This window comes from Stenotrophomonas sp. Ps181, from assembly GCF_025697425.1.
GTDB lineage: Bacteria > Pseudomonadota > Gammaproteobacteria > Xanthomonadales > Xanthomonadaceae > Stenotrophomonas > Stenotrophomonas sepilia.
The window spans coordinates 340,143-366,727 of the sequence record NZ_JAHWBI010000001.1; the positions used below are offsets into that span (position 1 = coordinate 340,143).

General features: G+C 67.9%; 23 protein-coding genes. 7 read left to right on the forward strand and 16 right to left on the reverse strand.

Annotation, left to right across the window (positions count from 1 at the left end; genetic code table 11):
* Positions 1–28 precede the first annotated feature (28 nt).
* The 9 genes from KXV01_RS01600 to KXV01_RS01640 all read right to left on the reverse strand — a co-directional run bounded on the left by KXV01_RS01600 (position 29) and on the right by KXV01_RS01640 (position 7,648).
* Positions 29–745 (reverse strand): MtnX-like HAD-IB family phosphatase, encoded by a 717-nt coding sequence (locus KXV01_RS01600; protein ID WP_099494802.1) that lies wholly within the window; start codon positions 743–745, stop codon positions 29–31.
* A gap of 173 nt (positions 746–918) precedes the next feature.
* Positions 919–2,121 (reverse strand): DegT/DnrJ/EryC1/StrS family aminotransferase, encoded by a 1,203-nt coding sequence (locus tag KXV01_RS01605; protein WP_099494803.1) that lies wholly within the window; start codon positions 2,119–2,121, stop codon positions 919–921.
* A 10-nt stretch (positions 2,122–2,131) separates the two neighbouring features.
* Positions 2,132–2,530: a DMT family transporter gene (locus KXV01_RS01610; RefSeq protein WP_049414110.1), complete on the reverse strand. Its 399-nt coding sequence runs from the start codon at positions 2,528–2,530 to the stop codon at positions 2,132–2,134.
* A complete protein-coding gene (locus tag KXV01_RS01615; protein ID WP_049414108.1) occupies positions 2,527–2,886 on the reverse strand; it encodes an EamA family transporter in 360 nt (119 codons plus the stop codon). Before KXV01_RS01615 ends, KXV01_RS01610 begins: the two co-directional genes overlap by 4 nt.
* 1 nt (position 2,887) lies before the next feature.
* Positions 2,888–3,724, reverse strand: coding sequence for an alpha/beta fold hydrolase (locus KXV01_RS01620; RefSeq protein WP_049414105.1), 837 nt, complete (start codon positions 3,722–3,724; stop codon positions 2,888–2,890).
* A gap of 80 nt (positions 3,725–3,804) precedes the next feature.
* A complete protein-coding gene (locus tag KXV01_RS01625) occupies positions 3,805–5,184 on the reverse strand; it encodes a sensor histidine kinase (protein WP_099494804.1) in 1,380 nt (459 codons plus the stop codon).
* On the reverse strand, positions 5,181–5,864 hold the full coding sequence (locus KXV01_RS01630; RefSeq protein ID WP_008265770.1) for a response regulator: 684 nt from the start codon (positions 5,862–5,864) through the stop codon (positions 5,181–5,183). The genes KXV01_RS01625 and KXV01_RS01630 overlap by 4 nt, the downstream gene beginning before the upstream one ends.
* A gap of 133 nt (positions 5,865–5,997) precedes the next feature.
* Positions 5,998–7,125, reverse strand: a complete 1,128-nt coding sequence (locus tag KXV01_RS01635) for a metallophosphoesterase (protein ID WP_099494805.1) — start codon at positions 7,123–7,125, stop codon at positions 5,998–6,000.
* 73 nt (positions 7,126–7,198) lie between these two features.
* A complete protein-coding gene (locus KXV01_RS01640) occupies positions 7,199–7,648 on the reverse strand; it encodes a helix-turn-helix domain-containing protein (protein WP_099494806.1) in 450 nt (149 codons plus the stop codon).
* Between the two features lie 15 nt (positions 7,649–7,663).
* On the opposite strand from KXV01_RS01640, the gene KXV01_RS01645 reads away from it, so the two are divergent.
* The gene (locus KXV01_RS01645) at positions 7,664–8,944 is read left to right on the forward strand and encodes an MFS transporter (RefSeq protein ID WP_111096412.1); all 1,281 of its coding nucleotides are present in this window, start codon (positions 7,664–7,666) and stop codon (positions 8,942–8,944) included.
* Between the two features lie 95 nt (positions 8,945–9,039).
* Here KXV01_RS01645 and KXV01_RS01650 read toward each other — a convergent pair whose 3' ends face one another.
* Positions 9,040–10,455: a diguanylate cyclase gene (locus tag KXV01_RS01650; RefSeq protein ID WP_099494565.1), complete on the reverse strand. Its 1,416-nt coding sequence runs from the start codon at positions 10,453–10,455 to the stop codon at positions 9,040–9,042.
* 285 nt (positions 10,456–10,740) lie between these two features.
* Between KXV01_RS01650 and KXV01_RS01655 the strand changes: the two genes are divergently transcribed.
* Together KXV01_RS01655 and KXV01_RS01660 are read left to right on the forward strand one after the other, a co-directional pair.
* Positions 10,741–12,990 carry a TonB-dependent siderophore receptor gene (locus KXV01_RS01655; RefSeq protein WP_099591087.1) on the forward strand — a complete coding sequence of 750 codons (2,250 nt, stop codon included), beginning with the start codon at positions 10,741–10,743 and terminating at the stop codon, positions 12,988–12,990.
* A gap of 140 nt (positions 12,991–13,130) precedes the next feature.
* Positions 13,131–14,111 carry a cation diffusion facilitator family transporter gene (locus tag KXV01_RS01660; protein ID WP_099494564.1) on the forward strand — a complete coding sequence of 327 codons (981 nt, stop codon included), beginning with the start codon at positions 13,131–13,133 and terminating at the stop codon, positions 14,109–14,111.
* A 38-nt stretch (positions 14,112–14,149) separates the two neighbouring features.
* Here the strand turns inward: KXV01_RS01660 and nfi are convergent, their stop codons facing one another.
* Positions 14,150–14,824 carry a deoxyribonuclease V gene (gene nfi / locus KXV01_RS01665; protein WP_014646440.1) on the reverse strand — a complete coding sequence of 225 codons (675 nt, stop codon included), beginning with the start codon at positions 14,822–14,824 and terminating at the stop codon, positions 14,150–14,152.
* Between the two features lie 93 nt (positions 14,825–14,917).
* On the opposite strand from nfi, the gene gpmA reads away from it, so the two are divergent.
* The gene (gene gpmA, locus KXV01_RS01670) at positions 14,918–15,667 is read left to right on the forward strand and encodes a 2,3-diphosphoglycerate-dependent phosphoglycerate mutase (RefSeq protein WP_099494563.1); all 750 of its coding nucleotides are present in this window, start codon (positions 14,918–14,920) and stop codon (positions 15,665–15,667) included.
* A gap of 110 nt (positions 15,668–15,777) precedes the next feature.
* Here gpmA and KXV01_RS01675 read toward each other — a convergent pair whose 3' ends face one another.
* Positions 15,778–16,239 carry a hypothetical protein gene (locus KXV01_RS01675; protein WP_099494562.1) on the reverse strand — a complete coding sequence of 154 codons (462 nt, stop codon included), beginning with the start codon at positions 16,237–16,239 and terminating at the stop codon, positions 15,778–15,780.
* A 138-nt stretch (positions 16,240–16,377) separates the two neighbouring features.
* Here KXV01_RS01675 and KXV01_RS01680 point away from each other — a divergent pair, with 138 nt between their 5' ends.
* Positions 16,378–18,471, forward strand: a complete 2,094-nt coding sequence (locus KXV01_RS01680; RefSeq protein WP_099494561.1) for a M13 family metallopeptidase — start codon at positions 16,378–16,380, stop codon at positions 18,469–18,471.
* A gap of 68 nt (positions 18,472–18,539) precedes the next feature.
* Here the strand turns inward: KXV01_RS01680 and KXV01_RS01685 are convergent, their stop codons facing one another.
* The 4 genes from KXV01_RS01685 to rlmJ all read right to left on the reverse strand — a co-directional run bounded on the left by KXV01_RS01685 (position 18,540) and on the right by rlmJ (position 24,314).
* Complete coding sequence (locus KXV01_RS01685) at positions 18,540–19,157, reverse strand: HD domain-containing phosphohydrolase (protein ID WP_049411129.1); 618 nt, start codon at positions 19,155–19,157, stop codon at positions 18,540–18,542.
* Between the two features lie 44 nt (positions 19,158–19,201).
* The gene (gene mfd, locus KXV01_RS01690) at positions 19,202–22,666 is read right to left on the reverse strand and encodes a transcription-repair coupling factor (protein ID WP_263467477.1); all 3,465 of its coding nucleotides are present in this window, start codon (positions 22,664–22,666) and stop codon (positions 19,202–19,204) included.
* Between the two features lie 149 nt (positions 22,667–22,815).
* Positions 22,816–23,361 carry a GNAT family N-acetyltransferase gene (locus KXV01_RS01695; protein WP_004150340.1) on the reverse strand — a complete coding sequence of 182 codons (546 nt, stop codon included), beginning with the start codon at positions 23,359–23,361 and terminating at the stop codon, positions 22,816–22,818.
* Positions 23,362–23,456: 95 nt separating this feature from the next.
* Positions 23,457–24,314, reverse strand: a complete 858-nt coding sequence (gene rlmJ / locus KXV01_RS01700; RefSeq protein ID WP_049411136.1) for a 23S rRNA (adenine(2030)-N(6))-methyltransferase RlmJ — start codon at positions 24,312–24,314, stop codon at positions 23,457–23,459.
* A 35-nt stretch (positions 24,315–24,349) separates the two neighbouring features.
* Here rlmJ and creB point away from each other — a divergent pair, with 35 nt between their 5' ends.
* Entirely contained in the window at positions 24,350–25,075 is a 726-nt protein-coding gene (gene creB, locus KXV01_RS01705; protein ID WP_080352990.1) for a two-component system response regulator CreB, read from the forward strand.
* 3 nt (positions 25,076–25,078) lie between these two features.
* The gene (gene creC / locus KXV01_RS01710; protein ID WP_099495097.1) at positions 25,079–26,539 is read left to right on the forward strand and encodes a two-component system sensor histidine kinase CreC; all 1,461 of its coding nucleotides are present in this window, start codon (positions 25,079–25,081) and stop codon (positions 26,537–26,539) included.
* Positions 26,540–26,585: the final 46 nt, after the last annotated feature.

The window sequence follows — 26,585 nt, forward strand, 5'->3', positions numbered from 1 at the left end:
ACAGGGGAGCGCGCCTGGAAGGGAGTGCTCAGGCGGTGGCCAGCAGCAGGGGCAGTGCGGCGGGCTGCGGGCGGGCGTCGAGGCGACGTGGCTGCAGCAGGCTGCCATCGAGCAAGTGCGGCAGCAGTGCGATTGCATCGTGGAAGGTGTCGATGGCGGCATGGTCGATGCCGGCATGGGTGCAATGGGTGATCAGGCGGCGCTTGGCGAACACGAAGTCGGCGTCTTCGGATACGCAGAAATCCGAACTGCCGTCTCCGATCATCAGCACGCGCGGTGCTTCGTTGGCACGTGCCTGCGCGGCGCAGGTGCACTTGCAGGTGCCGCTGCGGCAGCCTTCGGCCTGGTAGGGCGATTCCAGCTCCCAATGGTCGCCGCACCAGCGCAGGTGGTTGGCCACCACCGGCAGCTGCGACAGGCCATGGTTGGCGAGGATGCGATGGATCGCATAGTCCAGGCCGTCGCTGACGATGCGCAGTGGCAGGCCCAGCTGCTCGGCGCGAGCGACGAAGGCGACGAAGCCTGGATCGATCTGCACCTGGTCCAGGTGCGCATCCAGCGTGGCCGGATCCAGTGCCAGCAGCCGCACCTGGCCCTGCATGCATTCACGCGAGCCGATCTTTCCTGCCTTCCACTGGTCTTCCAGGTCCTGCCAGCCCGGCTGGCCGTACTTCTCCAGCAGCGAGTCGATGACATCTTCGAGGCTGATGGTGCCGTCGAAGTCACACAGGATGCTCCAGTGCATGGGCAGTTCCGTCGATGAGAAAGGCGTCCGGCACGTTGCCGGGTAGGCCCAATGTAGGCAGGCCGCCTTTCTCGTTCCTTTCCTGTTGAAAGGCTCTTTTGACGGGCTGGGAAAGCGTTCAGGAAGGTGCATGGATGAATGCGCGGAGCGCAGGCCACGCATGCATGTGCAGGTCAGGCGCGGGCCAGGACCTGCAGTATTTCGGCCGTCTCTTCACGGGTCTGCCAGGCGCTGTTGCCAAGGGTCAGCATGCGTGCGGCGAAGTCACGTGCATTGGGCACGTCCTCCTGCGGCACGATGCCACGCAGGTAGGCGTAGTCGGGCAGGGCATGGATGAACATGCGGCTGGCGCCGAGGCCGCGCGGCCACAGTGTGTCCAGTGCGGCGTCACGCGCGCGCTGGCTGGGCAGCAGCAGCATCAGCATCGGCCAGGTGCCGCCGCTACCGGCCAGGCCATCGACCACCTCCACCGCCGGCAGTTGTGCCAGCTGCACGCGCAGCTGCAGTGCGCGCAGGCGCCCGGCCTGCAGGAACGCCGGCAGCCGCCGTGCAGCATGGGCACCGATGTTCTGCCGCCATCGGCTGACCCGGTGCTGCGGTATGTCCAGCGGGAAAGTGTCACCGACCGCGTCTTCCAGATCGCCACGCTGCAGTGCGCTGCGCAGCGGATTGCCGTACACCAGCGACAGCAGCGAGGGGCGATAGCAGGCGGCGAGGCCAAGCAGCTGCACACTGCGAAGCAGCTCCCAGCGCAGGTTGAAGCGCACATGTTCGGCGGCATGCTCGGCCAGTTCGGCGCGCAGTTCGTCATCGCGGCTGACCAGCAGGCCGCCTTCGTGCAGGCTCAGCCCCTTCCCGGCAGCGAGGCTGAAGAATCCGATATCGCCACGCAGGCCGACACTGCTGTTGCCCACCCGTGCGCCCAGCGCCTGTGCGGCATCTTCGATGACCCAGGCGCCGGCGCCGCGGGCGATGTCGCAGGCCCGCTCGACATCGGCGATGCGACCGCCGAGGTGGGTCGGCAGGATGGCCAACGTACGCGCATCGGCCAACCGTTTGAGCGGGCCGGGATCGAAGTCGAAGTGGCCGCGCCGGGTATCGCACAGCTGCACGCGCAGGCCGAGGCTGTGCACCGCGATCGGCACCAGCGGGCAGGTGTAGGCCGGCATGATCACCGTGTCGCGCCTGGGCGCGCGCTTGCGCAGGGTGCGCAGGGCGATCAGCAGCGCGTGCGTGCCGGAACAGGTCAGCTGCAGCGGCGGTGTGCCCAGCTGGTTGGCCAGGATCCCGCGCAGGTCACCGCCACCGGGAAGGAAGTCGCTGGCCTGCATCGGCAGGCCGGCGGTCGGTGGCAGTTCGCGCGCGAACAGGCTCATCGCAACGCGCTCACGAGGCGTTTTCGGTGGGACTGTGCGGGTCGTCCGCTTCCGCGCGGCCGAGGCAGACGATGCCGGCCACGATCAGGACCGCACCGACAAGGTGGTGCAGGGTGAGAGGCTCTTTCAGCAGCCACGCCGAGAGCAGCAGTACGCTGATGACCTCCAGGTGCGAGGCCGCGAACGCCGGGCCGATCGGCGCATGCCGCAGCAGGCTCATCCAGGTGAAGAACGCACCAACGTAGCCGAGGATGGCGCCGTACACCCAGGGTTGCGACAGCACGCGCAGCAGCCAGGCGGTGTTGGCCTCGACCGGCAGCGCAGCATCGCCGGCGTACTTGAAGCACAGCTGGGCCAGCGTATCGAAGGCCATCAGCAGCGGAAAACCGATCACGTACAGGCGCCTCACGAGCCGGCCCCCACCACCGCCACGCCTGCTGTGACCAGCAGCATCCCGGTCACCCGCAATGGCGTGAGCTTCTCGCGGAACAGGATGCGGCCGGCGATCATCAGCGCCACGATGTTGATCGAGCCCAGCAGCACGCCCTTGGACAGCGGAACCAGTGACAGGAAGGCGATCCAGGCGACGAACTCAAGCACGTAGCAGGCGATGCCGATCCACAGCCAGGGGCGGCCGAGCATGTGCTTCCAGCGCTGCAGTCCCTCGCCCTCCTGCGGGTCACTGGCGGCGGCCTTGAAGGCGAGCTGGCCACCGGTATCGAGCACGACATTGGCCAGCCACAGCAGCGTGGCGAGTGCCCCCATCTCAGGCCACCGCCTTGAGGACGCCGCTGCGTTCACCGATCCCGGTGAAGAAGCGCGCGCTGCGGCGGATCACCTCGCGGCGTTCGCGGTCGATCGTGATCATGTGGTAGCTGTCCTCCAGTACCACCAGTTCCTTCGGGCCACTGACCCGCGACATCACCAGTTCGGCATTGCCCATGCTGGCCACGTCGTCTTCGCGGGCGTGCATCACCAGGCACGGGGCGGTGACCTGGTGCAGGTGGCGGCGGGTCCAGTTGCTCAGCGCACGCATCTCGGCCAGCGCGTGCCAGGGATTGCCCGGAAGGCCGGCCGCCGCGCTGTCGCCGGACAGCATGGCGGCGCTGACCTGCGCACGCAGGCGCTCGTCGCGCAGGCCGTACGGCGGTTCTTCCATGAACATGCGGTCGCGGCCGATGTTGAAGCGCTTGAACCACGGCAGCAGGAACGACAGGCGGGCGACGGCGGGAATGTTCCAGCCGTCGTAGCGGAAGGTGGCGCCATACACACCGACGCCGGATACCCACTCGGGGCGGCGTGCGGCCAGCGCCAGCGCCAGCACCGCGCCCATCGACAGGCCCCCGGCGAACAACTGGTCGACCTTGCCGCGCAGGCTTGCCGCCGCATCTTCGACGCCTTGGTACCACTGTTCCCAGGTGGTCGCCAGCAGGTCATCGACGGTGCCGCAATGGCCGGGCAGCTGCACGCCGTGTACGGTGAAGCCGGCGTTGTTCAGGCCCTTGCCGAGCATGCGCATTTCCGCCGGGGTACCGGTCAGGCCGTGGACCAGCAGCACGCCCTGCGGGCCACCGGGGAGGAAGAAGTCGTGCGATTCGGTCACCTGGCGGCTCCGGGACGGCAGTGGGGAGGGTCAGGATCGCAACCGCGATTTTCGCCAGCCTTTCAGCGCCCCGGTCCGGGTCAGGGGCCCTTCAGCAGCGGCAGCGTGATGGCGACCTTGAGCCCGCCGCCGGGGCGGTTGAGGAAGCTCAGGCGCCCGCCGAAGTGCTCCACCGCCTCGTGGGCGATGGCCAGGCCCAGGCCGGTGCCGCTGGCGATGGTGCCGGGGGCGCGGAAGAAGCGCTCGCCCAGCCGCGGCATCACGTCCTCGGGTACGCCGGGCCCGTTGTCCTCCACGTACAGTTCGACGTCATTGTCATCCAGCGCGTGCACGCCGACGGTGACGGTCGCATCGCGGCCGGCATAGCGCAGCGCATTGTCGATCAGGTTGTCCAGTGCTTCCTGCAGCTGGGCACCGTTGCCGAGCACGCGCAGCGGCTGGGGGCTGCCGCAGTAACCCAGATCGATGCCATCGCGGATCGCTTCAGGTACGCGTGTACCGACCCACTGCGGCACCCGTTCGCACAGGTCCAGTGCCTCCACCGTCTCCGGCACGGTCTGGGCCCGGCTCAGCGCCAGCAGCTGGGTGCTGACCCGCGCGGTGCGCTGGTTGAGCCGGCGGATGTGCTGCAGTGCCTCGCGCACCGTGTCCGGGTCGCCATGCGCCAGTGCCTGGTCCACGTGCAGGGCCATGCCGGCCAACGGCGAACGCAGCTGGTGCGCGGCGTCGGCGATGAAACGGTTCTGCAGGGTGATCATTTCCGCCTGGCGCGCGAACAGATCGTCGATGGTGCTGATCAGCGGCTGGATCTCTTCGGGCACGTCGGCATCGGAGATCGGTGCCAGTTCGCCGCGGCGCTGCGCCAGGCGGGTCCTCAGCGGGGTCAGGATGCGCAGGCCATGGGTCACCCCGAACCAGACCAACGCGGCGGTGCCCAGCGCCAGCATGGTCATCAGCGGGATGATGATCATCAGGATCTCGCGCGCGCGCTGGCGTCGTTCGGCCATGCTTTCGGCCACCGTCACCGCCAGCTGGTCCTGCGGATCGTTCATCGCACGCGTGCAGACGGTGGCCATGCGCACCGGCTGGCCGTTGAGAATGCCATCGTACAGGGTGGGGTCCACGCCGGTGCATTCCTGCGAAGGCGCGTAGGCACTGAAATCCGCATTGCCGCTGAGTGTCCCCTGGCGGCTGCTGTCCACGTTGAAATAGCGATGGCCGTCGGGCTCGTACTCGATCAGGAAGCGCGCCTGCGGAGACAGGTCGCTGGTCACCGGCATGGTGCTCAGCATCTGTGCGAACGAGTGCGTGTCGTCGATCAGGTTGCGGTCGTGGATGCGGTTGGAATAGTCCAGCGCAACGTAATAGGCCAGGATCGTATTGAAGGTGAGCAGGCCAAGCATCGGCAACGCCAGGAAGGCGAGCAGGCGCCGTCGCAGGCTGGGGGGGCCGCTGATCACGGGGCGCTGTCGTCCTGTGCGTCTTCCAGCATGTAGCCCAGCCCACGCACGGTGCGGATGCCCATGCCGCCCGGCTGCAGCTTGCGGCGCAGGCGGTGCAGGGCGATGTCCAGGCCGTTGTCGGTCAGGTCCTGGCCCCAGTCGCACAGCGCTTCCACCAGCTGCGCGCGTGACACGATGCGCTCTGCACGCACCGCCAGCGCCGACAGCAGCCCGAACTCGCGTGCGGTCAGTTCAAGTGATTGGTCGTCGATCCATACGCGGTGCCCGGCCAGGTCCAGGCGCAAGCGGCCGATGCGCAGGTCCGGATTGCCATTGCTGGTGACCCGCCGCAGCTGTGCACGCACGCGGGCTTCGAATTCGTCCAGTGCGAACGGCTTGACCAGGTAGTCGTCGGCACCGAGGTCGAGCACGCGCACCCGCTCGGCCAGGCCGTCACGCGCGGTCACCACCAGCACCGCCAGGCCATCGCCGCGCTGGCGCAGTCGTTGCAGCACGTCGCGGCCATCCAGTTGCGGCAGCCCCAGGTCCAGCACCAGCAGTGCGTACTGTGTCGAGCCCAGTGCTGCATCGGCGTGCGCACCGTTGTCGACGTGGTCGACCACGTGCCCCTGCCGGCGCAGCGAGGCGCACAGGCCCGAGGCGATGTCCGGGTCGTCTTCAGCAATCAGAACGCGCATGCGCGGGGGCTCCTGTAACGGTCAGGCCCACCGGCTGGGCGGGGTGGGCCTCTCGGCTGCCGAAGGGTAGCCGCAAACCGGGTGAAGGTGGAGCGCGCCGGCACCTCCCGGCGCCGTCACGCTGTCCCTCCATTCAGTCCTGCAGCCCCGGCTCACCCAGCGCCAGCGGCACCCGGGAGCCATCCAGCAGGCCACGGCTGAGCTTGCCATCCTCGATGAACAGCAGTTCGCCGTTCTCGCCGTTCTTGATGCTGCTGTCGATGGCGATCACGCGGTCGCCGTGGAAGCTGCTGACGTGTGGCATCGAGGTATGGCCGACCACGATACGCTTGAGCTGCAGGCGGTCGAGCACGGCCTGCACACCCGCGGTGTCGAGGCGGCCATCGAAATAGCCGCGGTACCAGATCGGGCTGGTCTTGCCGTCATACAGCGGTGCGGTGGCCGGGTCGGCCTTCACTTCGGCCTTGGGCAGGCCCAGAGAGGCCTGATAGGCCGCATTGGTGCGTGCCGGGTCCAGCGCCAGCTGCACCGCCTCGGGCGAGATGCCGCCGTGCAGGAACAGGGTATCGCCGATCTTCAGCAGCACCGGGCGGGTGCGCAGCCACTGCCCGATCACCGAGTCGGCGCCATACAGCTGCGGGTAGCTGCGGCCCAGCAGCTGGGCGCTGCGCAGGTACTTGGGGTTGACGTAGCGCAGGTCGTCGTACAGCACCATGGTTTCGTGGTTGCCGAGCACGAAGTGCACGGCGCCACCGGCGGCGGCCGCCTGCTGCTGCAGGCCGTAGAGCAGCCAGAACGCCTCGGTCACCTGCGGGCCGCGGTCGAACACGTCGCCGGCGATGACCAGCGTGTCCTTGCCCAGCGCCCAGCGATCCTCCGCGTCGATCACGTGGTGGGCACGCAGCAGGCGCACCAGCAACCCGTACTGGCCGTGGATGTCGGACAGCGCGACGATGCGGGGTGTGGCCGGCAGCACCGAGACCGAGGCTGCATTCGGCGCAGCCACATGCACGGTGTGTTCGTAGCCGCAGCGCGGTGCGATATCGGTCCCTGTTGCCCCGGCGGCAAGCGTGCGCGATTCGACCTTGTCGGCGCAGATCCATCGGGCCTGCAGCTGGTCGCCCTGGCGGAACACATAGGGGCCATCGGCCTGCACGTGGTCGGCGGGCGCGGCAGCCTCGCGGGCCTGCGTGGTTCCGGCGCTGCAGGCCAGCAACGGCAGCAGCAGGGCGGTCATCAGGGAAGGGCGATAGCGCGACATCGTCGGTGTCCGGCGGCGGAAACATCCGATGCTAACCGGCGCGCCCGGGGCGCGGTGTGCGCGAATGGGCGGGTCAGGCGCTGTGCCCGTCGTCCCTGAGCTTGCGCACACGGGTGGCGGCGGCCTGCAGCGGCCGACCGTCGCGCCCGCGCGGCTGCATGTACGGCAGCGGTCGCCGCGTGCTGGATTCGATCAGCTGCGAATGAGCTTCGCCTGCACCGAAGCGATGGCGTTCACCCCATTGGCGCAGCGCGACCAGCACCGGGAACAGCGCCTGTCCCGCGGCGGTGAGCACGTATTCCTGATAGGCCGAGCCGTCTGAGGCCGGTTGCAGTTGCAGGACGCCGGCCTCGACCAGCCTGCGCAGGCGATCGCTGAGGATGTTGCGGGCGGCGCCAAGGCTGCGCTGGAAGTCGCCGAAGCGGCTGACGCCGTCGAAGGCATCGCGGATCACCAGCAGTGCCCAGCGATCACCGAGCAGGTCGGCGCTGCGGGCTACAGGACAGGGACTGTCGGCGTGCATGCTGGCTATCTCCTAATGCGGTTGCAGTTTAAAACCAATGACGATAGCCTGCATCAAGTTTCAAATTGCAACTACATAATGGGTGCCACATCGCTTCCCCGCCCGCTGCTGGTCCTGCTTGCGGTTGCCGCCGGCGCCAGCGTCGCCAACGTCTACTACGCGCAGCCGCTGCTGGATCAGCTTGCACGCGCCTTTGCGCTGGACCGGGCCATGGCCGGCGCGGTGCTGGCTGCCACCCAGGCCGGCAGCGTGCTTGCATTGCTCGGGTTGCTGCCGCTGGCCGATCGCGGTGACCGGCGGCGCCTGCTGCGGCTGCAGTTGGCGGCACTGGTGGCGGCCCTGCTGTGGCTGGCAGCGGCACGCACGGCCGGTTGGCTGTTGTCTGGCATGCTGCTGGCCGGGCTGTTGGGCACCGCGCTGACCCAGGGCTTGATCGCCTATACGGCAGCGATGGCTCCGGCCGCGCAGCGCGGGCGCGTGGTGGGGGTGGTGCAGGGTGGGGTGTTCATCGGGCTGCTGCTCGCGCGCGTGCTGTCCGGCACGGTGGCGGCCATTGCCGGCTGGCAAGCGGTCTATCTGCTGTCGGCAGCGCTGATGGCGGTCCTGGCCGTACTGCTGTGGCGGCGCCTGCCCGCAGTGCCGGCGCCATCGGTTCCTCCACGCTGGCGCGAGTTGCTGGGCTCGATGCTGGGCATGCTGCGCCGGGATCGAACGCTGCGCGAGCGCGGTCCGCTGGCGTTGCTGCTGTTTGCCGGACTCAACGTGTTCTGGGCGGCGGCCCCCTTGCCGCTGTCGGCGCCACCGCTGCAGTGGTCCACTGCGGCCATCGGTGCGCTCGGCCTGGCCGGGGTGGCAGGTGCATTGATGGCGTCGCGGGTCGGGCACTGGATGGACCGCGGTCTTGCCGATCGGGTCAGTCTTGGCGCGCTGCTGCTGATGCTGGTCGCGTGGTGGCCGCTGCTGGGCCTGCCGCAGTCGCTGTCGTTGCTGCTGCTGGGCGTGATCGTGCTCGACCTCGGTGGGCAGGCACTGCACGTATCGAACCAGGCGCTGCTGCTGCGTGCGCAGGAAGGGCAGCATGGGCGCCTGGTGGCGTTGTACATGCTGTTCTATGCAGTTGGCAGTGGGGCGGGTGCGGCAGCGGGGCCCTGGGTGCAGGCCCGGCATGGCTGGCCCGCTGTGTGCCTGCTGGGGGCGGGCATCGCGTTGCTGGCGCTGCTGTGGTGGGCAGCATGGCGGGTGGTGGTGTTCAACGCCTCGGCTGGGCCGCGAACCGGTAGAGTCGACTGTCGGTAGAGTCGACTGTCAGTCGACTGCTCTTCGCCCCGCGTGCGAAAAATCCCGCGCTGCGCGCGATAGTCGACCAGCGGTCGACTCTACCTGTCCTGTCGTCATCGCTGCAGTGCACGCCGTCCCGGGGCTTCCTGCAGGTCCGCGCTGGCCACTACCACGCGGTTGCGGCCGCTGCGCTTGGCCTCGTACATCGCCGCGTCGGCACGTGCCATCAACCGTTCGTAGTCCGGGTGGCCATCATGGCCGGCCACGCCGATGCTGGCAGTCAGTTCCAGCACCTGGCCATTGGCCAGCACAACCGGCGACTGCGCGATCTGCCGGCGCAGGCTCTCGGCAATCACCGAGGCCTGTGACTCGCTGGCGGCAACCAGCACCACCACGAACTCCTCGCCGCCGTAGCGGAACAGGTAGTCGCTGCCGCGGGTCAGCTGGCCGAGCAGGCCGGCGACGTGCTGCAACGCGCGGTCGCCGGCGTCGTGGCCGTGACCATCGTTGATCGCCTTGAAGTGATCCAGGTCGAGCAGCAGCAGCGAGAACGGCGTGCGGTTGCGCGTGGCCAGCTCGATCTCCCTGCGCAGCACGGTAGGCAGGAAGCGGCGGTTGAGCAGGTTGGTCAGGGCATCGCTGCCGGCATCCAGTTCGCCGATGCGCTCGAACAGCAGCGTCATCAGGGTACGGATGGCGGCCAGGTCCTCGCGGATGGCCGGCAGCACCGCCAGTCGCTGCGCCGGGGTGTCGGTGGCGGCCTGTTGCAGTCGATCATCGATACGCGCCATCAACTGCCCGACCTGCTGGGTCTCGCTGCTCTCGCCGAAGCTGGGGATGCCCTTGTGGGTGAACCACAGGCCGAACTCGGAACTGGCCAGGCTGGCACTGTCGCTGCCCTGCACGTGGCCGGCCAGTGCGTACAGCAGCGCGTTTTCCCAGTCCAGCAGCAGGGCGCGCTGGCGCTCGCGTTCAGTACCGACATTCTGCACCAGCGAGAACAACCGGTAGGCAGCATCGGCACGGGTGGAGCGCTCGCGTGCATGGGTGTAGGCCAGGGTCATGCCTTCCATGGCGATGTCCATGATCGCGCTGAGGCAATCGATGGCGGCGAACGCGGTGGCGCTGTCGGGCGCGTCGTCGCGCAGGCGAACGAACAGCTCGTGCTTGAGTACGCGCGCGCCGCGGGTGACCAGGTCGACCGGAATGCCGACCCGGGCGTGCACATCGCCGATCACCCGTTGCGAGGCGACGGTGGCGGCAATGCCGTCGGCATCGGTGGTCAGCAACTGCACCAGCCAGCGCTGCATGGCCGGTTGCAGGCGTTGCTTGACCTGGTCGTGGGACAGGAAGCGGCGTGCACGCCCGTCCTGCAACAGCACTTCGTAGAAGCGACGGGCCAGCGCCGGCGGGGCATCGGTTACGGCGGCGTGCAGCAGCGCGGTGGCGGCAGGGCCGGCCTGTTGCAGGCAGTGCTGCCAGGCCTCGGCCAGCGGCTGGCTGGCATCGTCCAGTTGGGGTGGTTCCACGTCGATCTCTGACTGCATACGGCAAACCACGGGTATCGGCCGCGGTGGCGTGCGGTTGATGGTGGGTAAGCCGGCCAGTTTAAGCGCGATGCAGGGTCGTTCGGCACGCAGGGCACATCACGCCTGCGGTAGCAATGAGCGAACGCATTTGAGAATCACTCGCATTGGTGGGAGAATGCGCGCACGGATCGGGCCGCAGGCGACTGCAGCGACGCTCCGCCTCCCCTCGTCGTTGCCTCAAGCCCTTTGCCAGAGGCCCCGTTGCCCTGCCAGAAGGTCCAGATCATGTCTCCTGCCGTTGTCCTCTCGCCGCGCCCGCTGGCGCTCGCCGTTGCCGCCCTGCTGGCCGGCAGTGCCATGGCCGCCCATGCGGAAACAGACGCTACCGATATCGATACCGTGCATGTCACCGCTTCGCAGATTGCCCGCCAGGCATTGGGTACCTCGACCATCACCGCCGAGGACATCGCCAGGCGCCCACCGGCCAACGACATCGCCGAACTGCTGCGGACCATGCCGGGCGTCAACCTCACCGGCAACAGCGCCTCGGGCCAGTACGGCAACAACCGCCAGATCGACCTGCGTGGCATGGGCCCGGAAAACACCCTGATCCTGGTCGATGGCAAGCGCATCGGTGCGCGCGATGCCGTGCGCATGGGCCGCAGCGGTGAGCGCAATACCCGCGGTGATACCAACTGGGTGCCGGCGGAAATGATCGAGCGCATCGAAGTGCTGCGCGGCCCTGCGGCGGCACGCTATGGCTCCGGTGCTTCCGGCGGCGTGGTCAACATCATCACCAAGCGCCCGACCGGCGACCTGACCGGAGCGGTCGACCTGTATGGCCTGGTGCCCGAGCACAGCGCCGAAGGCGGCAGCGAGCGCGTCGGCCTGCAGCTGAGCGGGCCGATGACCGATACCCTGTCGTTCCGCCTGTACGGCAACCTCAACAGGACCGACGCCGACTCACTGGACCTCAACCGCCAGTACGCCACCAACCCGAACGCGGTGCCGCCGGCTGGTCGCGAGGGTGTCAAGAACCGCGACGTCAACGCGTTGCTGCGCTGGGACATCACCGCCGACCAGGTGGTGGAGTTCGAAGCCGGCACCAGCCGCCAGGGCAACATCTACGCCGGTGACCGCGCGGTCAGCACTACCGGTACCTCGACCGGCGTTGACCTGGCGGCGCTGGCCGAAGGCGAAGCGGAAACCAACCGGATGTACCGCAACACCGGCGCGATCACCCATCGCGGCCGCTGGGGCGACGTGACCTCGCGGGTGACCGCCGCGGTGGAAGCGGTCAACAACTCGCGCATCAATGAAGGCCTGGCCGGTGGCCCGGAAGGCAGCTTCAACGGCACCGACTGGTCGACCTCGCGGCTGCGCAACTACCAGCTGGATGGCGAAGTGAGCTTCCCGACCACGCTGGGCGGCGCCGAGAACATCTGGACGCTGGGCTTTGAATACCTGGACAGCCGCCTGACCGACCCGTACTCGATGAGCCAGTCCAGCAGCAGCGGCGGTGGCATCCCGGGGCTGTCGGCCGATCGTGCGCGCGGCAAGGCCGATGCGCAGACCACGGCGGTGTTCGTGGAGGACAACATCTACCTGGGCGAGCGCTGGATCGTCACCCCGGGCCTGCGCTTCGACCACCACAGCCAGTTCGGCAACAACACCAGCCCCAGCCTCAACGCGCAGTTCCGCATCAGCAGCGACTGGGTGGTGAAGGGCGGCATTGCCCGCGCGTTCAAGGCGCCAAACCTGTACCAGTCCAATCCGGACTATCTGTACTACACCCGTGGCAACGGCTGCCCGAATGCACTGCCGAGCCTGGGTGCCGGTTGCTACATGCGCGGCAACGCGGACCTGAAGGCGGAAACCAGCCTGAACAAGGAACTGGGCATCGAGTGGGCACCGCAGAGCGGCTGGCAGGCGTCGTTGACCTACTTCCACAACGATTACAAGGACAAGATCCAGGCCGGCTACACCCAGATCGGGCTGACCGCCGACACCAAGGGCCGCATCTTCCGCTGGGAGAACGCGCCGAAGGCGATCGTGCAGGGGCTGGAAGGCAACCTGGTGATCCCGCTGGTGGGCGAGCAGGGCAACCGCCTGAAGTGGAGCAACAACTTCACCTACATGGTGGAAAACGAGAACAAGACCACGCACCAGCCGCTGTCGGTGATTCCGAAGTACACGATCAACACCATGCTGGACTGGCAGGCCACCGACAGGCTGTCCGTGTTGCTGACCGGCACCTTCTACGGCAAGCAGGAACCGGCCACGACCAACATCAACAACGACCCGCGCTGCACCGGCAGCTGCGATGCATCGATCGCGCTGCAGGATCGTGGCGCGTACAACATCTGGGGCGTGAGCGCGCGCTACAAGGTGACCGAGACGGTCAGCTTCGGCTTCGGCGTGAACAACCTGGCCGACAAGCGCCTGTTCCGCGAGGCCAACAGCAGTGATGCCGGGGCGGCGACCTACAACGAGCCGGGCCGCGCGTACTGGGCCAGCCTGCGCTTCGGCTTCTGACCGCAGGCGGTCGTCGGTCTGCGGCCCTCGCCGGGCCATGCCCGGCGAGGGCTCGTGTGGCCTGCAATGTTATAAACAGCGTAATAGTCTCCCCCGCCGGCACCGCGTAGCCTGCACCGCATCGCAAAGGAGCTGTTGCCATGGGCCACGACCACGATCACCTGCCGTCCCAGATCCGCCACGAGAAGCCCTTGTGGTGGGCACTCGGCCTGACCACCACCTTCCTCGTCGTCGAAGTGGTGGGCGCGTTCTGGACCAACAGCCTGGCGCTGCTGTCCGACGCCGCACACATGGCCACCGATGCGCTGGCGCTGATGATCGCGCTGGTCGCGGTACGGTTGAGCCGGCGCCCGCCGGATGCGCGCCGCACCTACGGCTATGCACGGCTGGAAGCGTTGGGCGCGATGATCAACGGTGCCATGCTGTTCGTGGTCGCCGCCTACATCCTGTGGGAGGCGGTCGGCCGTTTCCGCCAGCCGCAGGAGATCGCCTCCTCCGGCATGCTGGTGATCGCGGCTGCGGGCCTGGTCATCAACCTGATCTCGATGCGCCTGCTGCAGGCGGGCAGTGGCGAGAGCCTCAACGTGAAGGGCGCCTACCTGGAAGTATGGGCCGACATGCTCGGCTCGGTGGCAGTGATTGCGGGCGCATTGTTGATCAAGTGGACCGGATGGAAACCGATCGACCCGATCCTGGCCGTGCTGATCGGCCTGTGGGTGCTGCCGCGTACCTACGTGCTGATGCGTGAGGCGATCAACGTGCTGCTGGAAGGCGTGCCCAAGGGCATGGATGTGGCCAGGGTGCGCGACAGCCTGTCCGGTCATGCTGCGGTGCTGGACGTGCATGACCTGCATGTGTGGGCGCTGGCCTCCAGCACGCCGGCGCTGACCGCGCACATCGTGATGCGCGACGGCACCGACGCCGATGCGCTGCGCCGTGAGCTGGGCGGGCGCCTGCACGATGACTTCGGCATCGAGCACGTGACGCTGCAGATTGAAGCGGACCACTGTGGTGAAGCCTGCGCTGGACCGGCGTCGGCCAAGGGCGGCGCGCAGCAGGGCCATGAAGGCCACGACCACGGTGAGGACGCGCAGGGCCATCGCGGCCACGTGCATCATTGAATGAAAATGAAAGCCGCACCGGGGAATGCCCGGTGCGGTCATTCGTCCCGTCGCGAGGCCAGCCGATCCGCCAGCCGGGTCGGTTCCGGCAGCCGGTAACCGCGCAGCGTGCGCTGCACCCAGTCCAGCGCGGTATCGGCACTGACCCGATGGCCGCCGGCCACGAACAGCGGCTTGCAGCGCACCTTGCTGCGCAGCACCCAGCCCAGTTGTTCGTCGCCATCCTGCAGCGGCGCATGTGCACCGGCCTCGGCGCCCGGTTCGACGAACCGGCCCACCAGCTTTGACTTGGCCACGCCGATGCTGGGCAGGTCGGTGACCACGCCCAGATGCGCGGCCACGCCCAGCCGGCGCGGATGGCTGATGCCATGGCCATCGACGAACACCAGGTCCGGCGTGCGCGGCAGCAGCGCCAGCGCGGCCAGCAGTGCCGGCAGCTCGCGGAAGCTGAGCAGACCGGGGATGTAGGGCATCACCGTGGGGATGCGCGCGATCTCCTGCGCCACGGGCTTCAGCGTCTCCACGTCCAGCAGTACCGCCGCGGCGCGGGTGATGGCGCCGTCGTCTTCAAAGCCAACATCCAGCCCGGCCAGCCAACGGACGTCGCGTGGCAGGCGGTCCTGGCGCTCCACGCGGCCGGCCAGCTGGAGCTGCTGCGCGCGTGCCGCGGAGACGCTGCCTTCCCAACATCCGGGATCGATCACCGTATTCATCGGTCACAGCATCGCACGGGCGGCGCCACGGCCCGGTGAGCGGCGGCCGGGCTACAATGGCGGCCTGCCTTTCCTCGCGTTGGAGACCCTGCAGTGACCCGTAAACTCGTACTGTTGCGCCATGGCCAGAGCCAGTGGAACCTGGACAACCGCTTCACCGGCTGGGTCGATGTCGACCTGACCGAGCAGGGGCGCCGGGAAGCGGCCGCCGCCGGTCGCCTGATGCGCGAGGAAGGCCTGCAGTTCGACGTCGCCCACACCTCCGTGCTCAAGCGTGCCATCCACACCCTGCAGGGTGCGCTGGCCGAGCTGGAGCAGGACTGGCTGCCGGTGACCAAGTCCTGGCGCCTCAACGAGCGCCACTACGGCGGCCTGCAGGGGCTGGACAAGGCCGAGACCGCGGCCAAGCACGGCGAAGAGCAGGTCAAGGTCTGGCGTCGTTCGTACGACATCCCGCCGCCGCCGATGGACCTGGAAGATCCGGGCCACCCGATCCATGACCGCCGCTACGCCGGTCTGGACCGCAACGCGCTGCCGGGCACCGAGTCGCTGGCCACCACCCTGGACCGCGTGCTGCCGTACTGGCACGACGCCATCGCGCCGCAGCTGAAGGACGGCAAGACCGTGCTGGTCACCGCCCACGGCAACTCGCTGCGCGCGCTGTACAAGTACCTCAACAATGTCTCGCGCGAGGAGATCCTCGAGCTGAACATCCCGACCGGCATCCCGCTGCTGTTCGAACTGAACGATGACCTGACCGTGCAGTCGTTCCGCTACCTGGGCGACCCGGAAGCGGCGCGCAAGGCCGCTGAAGCAGTAGCCAACCAGGGCAAGGCGAAATAAGAAGCAGAAGGCCGGCGCAAGCCGGCCTTCGCTTTTGTAGAGCCGAGCCCACGCTCGGCCGGCGCTGTCGCAACCCGGTAGAGCCAACCCATGGGGGCTGCATCAGCCAGCTACGAGGGATCCATGCGGCGCACCTTGGGCGGCTGCAACGCGGCAATGTCGATGACGTGGTCCTGGCATATCACCTGATAGTGCGTGAATGGGCCCGGGTAACTGACATCGGCGAAGGTGGCATGGTCCAGATAATCGAGGAACTTCGAACGGCTGTAACGGCGGAAGAGGTTGCCGCTCCAGGCTTCGGAGTCGTCCCAGCTCTGGTAGGACTCGTTGTGCACGGCGTAGCTGATGTAGGCGTTCCAAACCAGCTCGAACCGCTGCGAATGGGAAGTTATCTCTATCGCGCGCACGCCCTCGATCGAACGTCCATTGCCGAAGTCCACTGGGCGGGGCTCTCCTGTCACCTGTCCCTCTTCGATGACCAGCCGCAGACAGTTGGCCTCCGGTTCGCCAATACCCGTCAGGAATAGATACTCGCAGCTGTCGAGGGCCAGTAGCAGCGCAGCGTCGTCCATGGGCGCGATATCCGGTGATCGGGAAGATAAGAATACCGGCGTGCAGTTGGTTGGCGACTCCACGGGCTCGTGACCTTTGGCCGGTCCCTGCCGTGGGCGTGCCCGGCTACCCTGTGAAATTACCCGCAGGAGAGCCTCATGAACGTCCGCAATCTGGTCCCGCTGGGCCTGACCATCGCCATCGCTGCCTCGCTGGCCGCCTGTGGCAAGAACGAAACCGCGCCGGCGGCCAGTGCCGACGCCAAGCCGGCCTTCGACCTGTCGCAGATCAAGACGCCGCTGATCTCGCTCAACAGCGCCGACCTGGATCCGGCCATTTCGGCCTGTACCGACCTCAATGGTTTCGTCAACAGCAAGTGGCTGAAGGCCAACCCGGTGCCGGGCGACCAGACCACCTGGGGCAGCTTCGAGATCCTGCGCGAGCGCTCGCTGGAAGTGCAGCACGCGCTGGTGCAGCAGGCCGCCGCCAGCCAGGCCAAGGCCGGCTCAGTGGAAGCCAAGATCGGTGACATCTGGAAGACCGGCAACGACGAGGCCAAGATCGAAGCCGCCGGCCTGGCGCCGCTGCAGCCGCAGCTGGACAAGATCACTGCACTGAACGACACCGCTGCCATCACCCAGTACCTGCGCGACAGCCAGGCCGAGGGCAAGGGCGTGCTGTTCTCGCTGTTCGCCAATGCCGACTACAAGGATTCGGCCAACGTCATCGCCTACGTCGGCCAGGGCGGCCTGGGCCTGCCGGAGAAGGGCTACTACTTCGACGACGCGCAGGCCAAGATCCGCGACGCCTACGTGGCCTACATTGCACAGGTGCTGACCCTGTCCGGTGTGGACGCGGCGCAGGCCGCCGAGCAGGCCAAGGCCGTGATGGCCTTCGAAACCCGCCTGGCCAAGGCCTCGATGTCGCGCATCGAAATGCGTGACCCGGCCAAGCGCTACAACCCGCTCAGCGCCGCAGATGCCGACAAGCTGACCCCGAACTTCAGCTGGACCGCGCTGTTCGACACCCTGAAGGTGCCGGCCGCACAGAAGTTCTCGCTGGCGCAGCCGGGCTTCTTCGGTGAAATGGACAAGATGCTCGCCGATGTGCCGGCCAGCACCTGGCAGGCCTACCTGCGCTTCCACACCATCGACGATGCCTCGCCGTACCTGAGCAGCCAGTTCGAGAAGGCCAACTTCGATTTCTACGGCACCACCCTGCGTGGCCAGAAGGAAATGCAGCCGCGCTGGAAGCGCGTGCTGGAGTCGGTCAACGGCGGCATGGGCGAAGCCCTGGGCCAGCTGTACGTCGACGCCGTGTTCCCGGCCGAGTCGAAGGTGGCCATGCAGCACCTGGTGGAGAACCTGTCGCAGGCACTGAAGGCGCGCCTGGAGCAGCTGCCGTGGATGGGCGAGGAAACGAAGAAGAAGGCACTGGAAAAGTGGGCCAGCTTCACCCCGAAGATCGGCTACCCGGACAAGTGGCGTGACTGGTCGGGCTTGCAGACCAACGGCGACAGCTACCTGGGCAACATGCAGGCAGCACGCGCGTTCAACTACCGCTACATGCTGGACAAGATCGGCAAGCCGGTGGACAAGACCGAGTGGGGCATGACCCCGCAGACCGTCAATGCCTACTACAACGCCACCAAGAACGAGATCGTGTTCCCGGCGGCGATCCTGCAGGCGCCGTTCTTCGACGCCAAGGCCGATCCGGCGCTGAACTACGGCGGCATCGGCGCGGTCATCGGCCACGAGATGATGCACGGCTACGACGACTCCGGCAGCCAGTTCGCCGCCAACGGCAACTTCGACAACTGGTGGACCGACGCCGACCGCAAGGCCTTCACCGGGCGTACCGACCAGCTGGTCGCGCAGTTCGACGGCTATGAAGCGGTGCCGGGCGTGAACGTGAAGGGCAAGTTGACCCTGGGCGAGAACATCGGCGACCTGGGGGGGCTGACCGTGGCCTATGACGCGCTGCAGATGGCGCTGAAGGAAGACCCGAAGGCCAATGTCGACGTCGATGGCCACAGCCAGGACCAGCGCTTCTTCATGAACTGGGCCACCGTGTGGCGCCGCAACTTCACCGATGGCGAGCTGCGCGTGCGCCTGAACACCGATCCGCACGCGCCGGCCAACTTCCGTGCCAACGGTGCGCCGTCGAACATGCCGTCGTTCGCCGCTGCATTCCAGTGCAAGGCGGGTGATGCGATGGTGCGCGCCGACGACAAGCGTGTGGTGATCTGGTAATTGATCACCCGTGATGCGTGAAGCGAAAGGCCCGGCGAACGCCGGGCCTTTCGTTTGCCCGGCCGATCTCAGGCCAGTTCTGGTTCCCGCTCCAGCATGCGATGGAAGCGTTGCAGCACGTACGGGTCCACCAGCCCGCCGGCCTGCTCGTCGATGATCCGCAATGCGGCCTCGTGCTCCATCGCATTGCGATACGGGCGCACGCTGGTCATCGCATCGTAGGCATCGGCGATGGTGACGATGCGCGCACCCAGCGGGATGGATTCGCCGCGCAGCCCATCGGGGTAGCCGCTGCCATCGAAGGCCTCGTGATGGGCGCGGATCAGCCGCGCCACCGGCGAGGCGTCGCTGCGACCGGTGGCCAGGAAGATGTGTTCGCCGCGTACCGGATGCTCGCGCATGATCGCGCGCTCCTCATCGGTATGCCGGCGTGGTGCCAGCAGCACGTCATCGGGTATGCCGATCTTGCCGATGTCATGGAAGCGCGCGGCCAGGCCGATCTGCGCACGGGCATCGTCATCAAGATCGCAGTGCGTGGCCAGGCGCTGCGCGAGCAGGCCAACGCGGTCGCAGTGGTGGCGGGTGTAGGCGTCGCGCATCTGCAGCGACATCGCGAGGGCATCGATCAGGCAGGCCTGCGCGTGCAGCAGGTCGGGGGCGGGTACGGCGTCAGGAAACATGGTCATCCGCCCGCACCGGGTGGGGACCGGTGCGGGGTGTTCGGGGGCGATCAACCCGGGGCGAGGGTGGTCAGAAGGGCGCGGGCCGCATTGAAGCGGTCTTCCGGCAACGGCAGCGGGTGCTTGATGCGCAGCTTGTCGGGCCCTTCCATGGCATAGAGGTTCGGTTGTTTCTGGATCAGCTGGATCACCGCCATCGGATCGATGTTCGGCTTGGACTCGAACACGATGCGGCCGCCGTTCTCGCCCAGGTCGAGCTTGCGGATGCCCAGCGTATTGGCTTTCAGCTTCAGCTCGGCGATGGCGAACAGGTGCTTGGCTGCATCCGGCAGCAGGCCGAAGCGGTCGATCATCTCCACCTGCAGTTCGCGCAGTGCATCGCTGTCGCGCGCGCTGGAGATGCGCTTGTACAGGGTCAGGCGGGTGTGCACGTCCGGCAGGTAGTCTTCCGGGATCAGCGCCGGCACATGCAGCTCGACTTCGGCGCCGCGCACTTCCTCACCGGCATCCAGGTCGGGCAGCTTGCCCTGCTTGATGCTGCGTACCGCGCGTTCCAGCAGCTCGGTATACAGGCTGAAGCCGACCTCGGCCATCTGCCCGCTCTGGTCCTCGCCAAGCAGTTCACCGGCGCCGCGGATTTCCAGATCGTGCGTGGCCAGGGTGAAGCCGGCGCCCAGCTCGTCCATCGAGGCGATCGCTTCCAGGCGCTTCTCGGCGTCGGGGGTGATCGCGCGACGGTCGGGGGTGATCAGGTAGGCGTAGGCACGGTGGTGCGAACGGCCCACGCGGCCACGCAGCTGGTGCAGCTGGGCCAGGCCGAAACGGTCGGCACGGTTGATGATGATGGTGTTGGCGTTGGGGATGTCGATGCCCGATTCGATGATCGTGGTCGACAGCAGCACGTTGAAGCGCTGCTTCTGGAAATCCAGCATCACCTTTTCCAGTTCGCGCTCGGGCATCTGCCCGTGGGCGATGCCGATGCGTGCCTCCGGCACCAGCTCGGACAGCTCGCGCTGCATGCGGCCGATGCTCTCCACGTCGTTGTGCAGGAAGTACAGCTGGCCACCGCGCGCCAGTTCGCGCTGGAAGGCTTCGCGCAGCAGCGCGTCGTCCCACTGGGTGATGAAGGTCTGCACCGCCAGCCGGTTCGGCGGAGGCGTGGCGATGATCGACAGGTCGCGCAGGCCGGCCATGGCCATGTTCAAGGTGCGCGGGATCGGCGTGGCGGTCAGGGTCAGCAGGTGCACATTGGCGCGCAGCGCCTTCAGCGCCTCCTTCTGGCGCACGCCGAATCGCTGCTCCTCGTCGACGATGACCATGCCCAGGTCCTTGAACTTCACGTCCGGCTGCAGCAGGCGATGGGTGCCGACGATGACGTCGATGGTGCCAGCGGCCACCTTCTCCAGTTCTGCCTTGATTTCCTTGCTGGTCTTGAAGCGCGACAGCACTTCGACCTTCAGCGGGTAGTCGGCGAAACGGTCGCGGAAATTGCGGTAATGCTGCTCGGCCAGCAGCGTGGTCGGCACCAGCACCGCCACCTGCTTGCCGGCACTGGCCGCAGCAAATGCAGCGCGCACCGCCACCTCGGTCTTGCCGAAGCCGACGTCGCCGCAGACCACGCGGTCCATCGGCTGGCTGCTGGCCAGGTCGCGCAGGGTGGCATCGATCGCAGCCAGCTGGTCGGGGGTTTCCTCGAACGGGAAACCGGCGGCGAACGGCTCGTACATCGCGCGGTCGACCTGCAGTGCCAGGCCGGCACGCGCCTGGCGGCGGGCCTGGATCTCCAGCAGTTCGGCGGCCACGTCGCGCACCTTCTCGGCGGCCTTGCGCTTGGCCTTGCTCCACTGCTCGCCACCGAGCGAATGCAGCGGTGCGGTTTCCGCCGATGCACCGGAGTAGCGGCTGATCAGGTGCAGCTGGGCGACCGGTACATACAGGCGGTCGCCCTTGGCATATTCGATGTCGAGGAACTCGCCGGGCATGCCGCCGACGTCCATCGCGATCAGGCCACGGTAGCGGCCGACGCCATGATCCTCGTGCACGATCGGCGCGCCCTCGGTTAGCTCACCGAGGTCGCGGATGATCGCTTCCGGCTCACGGCCGGCACGGCGCGTGCGGCGGGTGCTGCCGGCGCGCTCGGGGAACAGCTGGCGCTCGGTCAGCACCGCGATGCGCGGATCGTCCAGCGCGAAGCCATCCTCCAGCGGCGCCACCGCGATCGCGAAGCGCGCATCGTCGGCGAGGAAGCTGGGCAGGTCGGCCACCACCGGCGGCTTCAGCTCGGCGGCCTGCAGCACTTCCAGCAGCGCCTCGCGGCGGCCGGGCGAATCGGCCGCGATCAGCACCCGGCCCGGGTAATGGCCGAGGAAGGATTTCAGCGCCTCGCCGGCCGGCGCATCGCGCGCCGCCACCGGCAGCGGTGGCAGCGGCTGGTCGCCCAGCGCGTGCGCGTCGGCGATGCGTGCGTGGTCGGCGGCCCATACCTCGATGCGCGGGGCATCGTTCAGGCGCTCGCGCAGCAGTTCCGGTGACAGGTACAGCGCCGACGGCGGCAGCAGCGGCCGTTCCACATCGTGGCGGCGCTGCTCATAACGCTCGCCGGTCTGCGCCCAGAACGCCTCGGCGGCTTCGCCGGCACCGGCGCAGACCACCGGCAGGCTGCCGTCGGGCAGGTAGTCGAACAGGGTTGCGGTGCGCTCGAAGAACAGCGGCAGGTAGTACTCGACGCCGGCCGGGGCCAGCCCGGATTTCAGGTCCTGGTACAGCGCACTGCGCCGGGTATCGACATCGAAGCGCTCGCGCAGCGTGGCCAGCACGCGGGCGATGCTGGCCTCGTCCATGGGCACTTCGCGGCCCGGCAGCATGTGCACGGCCTCGACCTTGTCCAGCGAACGCTGGCTTTCCGGATCGAAGGCACGGATCGAATCGATGTCCTCGTCCAGCAGCTCCACCCGCAGCGGCTCGTCGGCGCCCATCGGGAACACGTCGAGCAGGCCGCCGCGCACGGCGAAGTCACCCGGGTCCATCACCTGCGGCACGTTGCGGTAGCCGGCGCTTTCCAGGCGGCGCTTCTCGGCTTCCAGATCCAGGCGCTGGCCGACCTTCAGGTCGAAGCTGCCACCGATCACGTAGCTGCGCGGGGCCAGCTGCTGCAGCAGCGTCTGCACCGGCACGATCACCAGGCCGCGCTTCAGCGTCGGCAGGCGGTGCAGGGCAGCCAGGCGCTGCGAGATGATGTCCGGATGCGGGCTGAAGCGGTCGTAGGGCAGGGTTTCCCAGTCCGGGAAGGCGATCACCGGCAGGCCTGGATCGCCGCCAAGCAGGGTCTGCAGGTCGGCTTCGAGCTGGTTGGCGCCGTGGTTGTCACGGGCGATCACCAGCAGCGGTGCGTCGTGCACGCGCGCTGCCTGGGCCAGGTACCAGGCCAGTGCGGTGGGCGAGGCGGGGGCGCGCCACCAGGCGCGGAGCTGGCCGGCGCGCGGCAGCGGCGGGGCGGGGTATGAGGTACGCGACATGGACCCCGGATTTTAGCAGAAGCCCGATCCGGCTCCGGTGCGTCGTGCCGGCCGGTTGCCGGCAGCCTCAGGCGCCGTTGGGGGAGCGGAATGCCGGCCAGCGGCCGGCACTACCGGGAGACGTGGCCGGGCAGGGCCCGGCGCATCCGTCAGTTGTCCAGCTCCAGCACCATCCGCACCAGGCCTTCGGCTCCGGTCGGGTGCGGCACCGGCTTGAAGCCCAGCGACGCGGCCAGCTGCTTCATCGGTTCGTTCTCGGCGGCAACGTCGCCGTACAGGCGGTCCAGGTACTTGCCACGGCCCCATTTCACCAGCTTGCGCATCAGCTGCCGTCCCAGGCCCTGGCCGATCAGGAAGCGGCTGATCAGGATCGCGTACTCGGCTTCACGGGTGCCGGGGATGATCGACGCCCGGGCGACCGCGCCGACCACCGCTTCGCCAGCGGGCAGCGATTCGGCTGCGACCAGGGTGATCTCGGTCTTCGGATTCGGGTGGGTCAGGCGCTGGGTGGTTTCCGGCGAAAGCTCGGTCACCGCCTGCAGGAAACGATCACGGATTTCTTCCGGCCCGAACAGGCTGAATGCCGCTTGCAGCGGTGCGCCATCTTCCGGGCGGATGGGGCGGATCAGCAGCTCGTGGCCGCTGGGAGCCTTGAAGATCTCATGCCAGGGCGGCATGCGGTTGCGAGTGGCCATACCGGGTGATTCCTTGGTGGTCCATCGATTGTGGCATCACCGGGGCTGCGTTCCGTGAACGAAAGGCTCACGGCGGTACAGCCTCGTGAAGGCCGTTATTCGGGGGCTTTGAGCCAGTCCAGGCGGGTGCTGGCCCCGGGTTCGCCCAGGTGCTGGCGCAGCGCCGGCAGGGCCGGACCAACCACGCGGTCGAACTGCCACGGCGGGTTGAGCAGCAGCATGCCGCTGCCGTTGAGGCGCAGCGGCGAGTCGTCCGGGCGCACCAGGAACTCGATCGTCATCGCCGATTTCACCGGCAGGGCGGTGGCCTTGCGCAGGAAGTGCAGGATGGTGCGGCGCTGCTTGATCGGGAACCAGACCGCACAGGTGGCCTGCGGCCAGCGTGCCAGGGTCTCGGCCAGGGCGGCCAGGATGTTCTGGTATTCGGCGTCCTGGGCCTCGTACGGCGGGTCGATCAGCACCAGGCCTCGGCCGATCTTGCTGCCGTTGAACCTGGGTGGCAGCAGCGAGCGCAGCAGGGCGTAGCCATCTCCGGGGCGCACGTCGACGCGGCTGTCATGGGCAAACAGGGCCTTCAACGCGGCCGCTTCGGCTTCCTGCAGCTCACAGACCGCCATGCGGTCCTGTGCGCGCATGGCCTGTGCGCTCAGCAGCGGCGAGCCCGGGTAGTTGGTCAGCGCGCCCACCGGATTGTCGGCCTGCACTGCCTTCAGGTAACGCTCGACCACCTCCGGCAGCCTGGGCTGGGCCATCAGCCGCATGATCCCGGACTCGGCCTCGAGGGTCTTGCGGCTCTCTTCGCTGGCCAGCAGGTAGCGGCCGGCACCGCCGTGGGTATCGAGCACGAAGAACGGGCTGTCCTTGCGCTTGAAGCTGTCGATCAGGGCCAGCTGCACGATGTGCTTGAGCACATCGGCGTGGTTGCCGGCATGGAAGGCGTGGCGATAGTTCATGGGCGGCAGTGTACGGGGCGGCGGCCGCAGCGGCTATGCTGCGCGCCATGACAGCTCCTGTTGCCCATGTCCTGGTCGTCGAGGACGAAGCCGCCATCGCCGAAACCGTGCTTTATGCGCTTCGCAGCGAGGGCTATGCCGCCAGCCACTGCCTGCTCGGTGGCGAGGCCCTGCAACGCCTGCAGGCCGGGGATATCGACGTGGTGGTGCTGGACGTGGGCCTGCCCGACCTGGGCGGTTTCGAGGTGTGCCGGCGGCTGCGCGCGCAGCCCGGGCCGGCGGCCCAGCTGCCGGTGATCTTCCTGACCGCCCGCAACGATGAAGTGGACCGCGTGCTGGGCCTGGAACTGGGCGCCGACGATTACATGACCAAGCCGTTCTCGCCGCGTGAGCTGGTGGCGCGGGTGCGTGCGCGCCTGCGTCGCGCGGCACCGGTCGTGGCAGCCCCCGGCGCCGATGCGGGCTGGCAGGAACATGGCGCCTTCGCCATCGACCGCGAAGGCCGGCGCATCCGCTTCCGCGGCCACGCGCTGGACCTGACCCGCTACGAGTACGCGTTGCTGGAAGCGCTGCTGCAGCGGCCGGGCGCCATTCTCAGTCGCGCCCAGTTGATGGATCGCGGCTGGGACAGCAGCGCCGACAGTGCCGACCGTACCGTCGACACCCATGTAAAGACGTTGCGCGCCAAGCTGCGCGCAGCCGGTGCCAGCGACGATCCGATCCGCACCCACCGTGGCCTTGGCTACGCGCTGGAGGTCTAGCCGATGCGCCTGGTCCTGAAGCTGTTCCTCGGCTTCTTCCTGATCACCGGCATCGCCGCGTTCTTCGTGATGCGCGTGTTCGTCAATGAAGTGAAGCCGGGTGTGCGCCAGGCGATGGAATCGACCCTGGTCGATGCCGCCAACGTGCTGGCCGAGATGGCGGCGGCCGATGTCAAGGACGGCACCATCCGCAGCGGCAGCTTCACCCGCAACCTGGCCAAGGCGCGGCAGCGTGACCTGAAGGCGATGGTCTGGCGCTTTCCCAAGCGCTCACTGGACTACCGGGTGACCATCACCGATGCCAAGGGCATCGTCATCTACGACTCGCTGGGCCGCGACCTGGGGCGTGACAATTCGCGCTGGAACGATGTCTACCGCACCCTGCGTGGCGAGTACGGCGCCCGCTCCAGCCCGGAAGTGCCAGGCGAAGAAGGCGATACGGTGATGCATGTGGCGGCGCCGGTATACGACCCGGCCGATGGCCGCACCCTGATCGGCGTGCTCAGCCTGGCCCAGCCCAACCGCAGCATCGATCCGTTCATTGCGGCCAGCCAGCGCGCCATCATCGAGCGCGGTGCCTGGCTGATCGGATTGTCGGCGCTGGTCGGCGTGCTGGTGACGATGTGGCTCACCACGGGCCTTGGCCAGCTCAGCCGCTATGCACGCGCGGTCAGCGCCGGCGAACCGGTGCCACCGCCGCGGCGGCGCCGCGACGAGATCGGCGACCTGGGGCAGGCACTGGAAACGATGCGCCGCAAGCTGGAGGGCAAGGCCTACGTCGAGCAGTACGTGCAGTCGCTGACGCATGAAATGAAGAGTCCGTTGGCGGCGATCCGCGGTGCCGCCGAGCTGCTGCAGGAGCCGCTGCCGGAGGCCGACCGCGTGCATTTTGCACGCAGCATCGTTGATCAACAGGAGCGGCTGACCGAGACGATCGACAAGCTGCTGGCGCTGGCCGAAGTGGAACAGCACGGCTGGCTGCAGACCCGCGATCCGATCGCGCTGCCAACCTTGCTGGCCGATGCGGCGGCGGCGGCGCAGGTGCGTGCGCAGGCGGCCGGCGTAGAGGTGCGCATCGGCAGCGTGCCCGACCTCCGCGTGCAGGGTGATGCCTATCTGCTGCGGCAGGCGTTGCACAACCTGATCGACAACGCCATTGCCTTTTCGCCGTCCGGCGCGGAGATCGCACTGCAGGCCGAGGTGGACGGGCAGGGCGTGCGCCTGCAGGTAGCGGATCGCGGTGCCGGCATTCCCGACTACGCGCGCGAACGGGTGTTCGAACGCTTCTATTCACTGGCGCGTCCCGGCAGCGGCCGGCGCAGTTCCGGCCTGGGCCTGCCGTTCGTGCAGGAAGTGGCTCGCCTGCATGACGGACGCGCCAGCCTCGACGCCCGCGATAGCGGTGGCACGGTGGCCAGCCTGTGGCTGCCGTTGGGCGCAGCGGGCCAGCGGCCGCGCCGCTGACTTCACACTCGCTTCAAATTCGCCACAAACCCTGCTCACCGCAGCG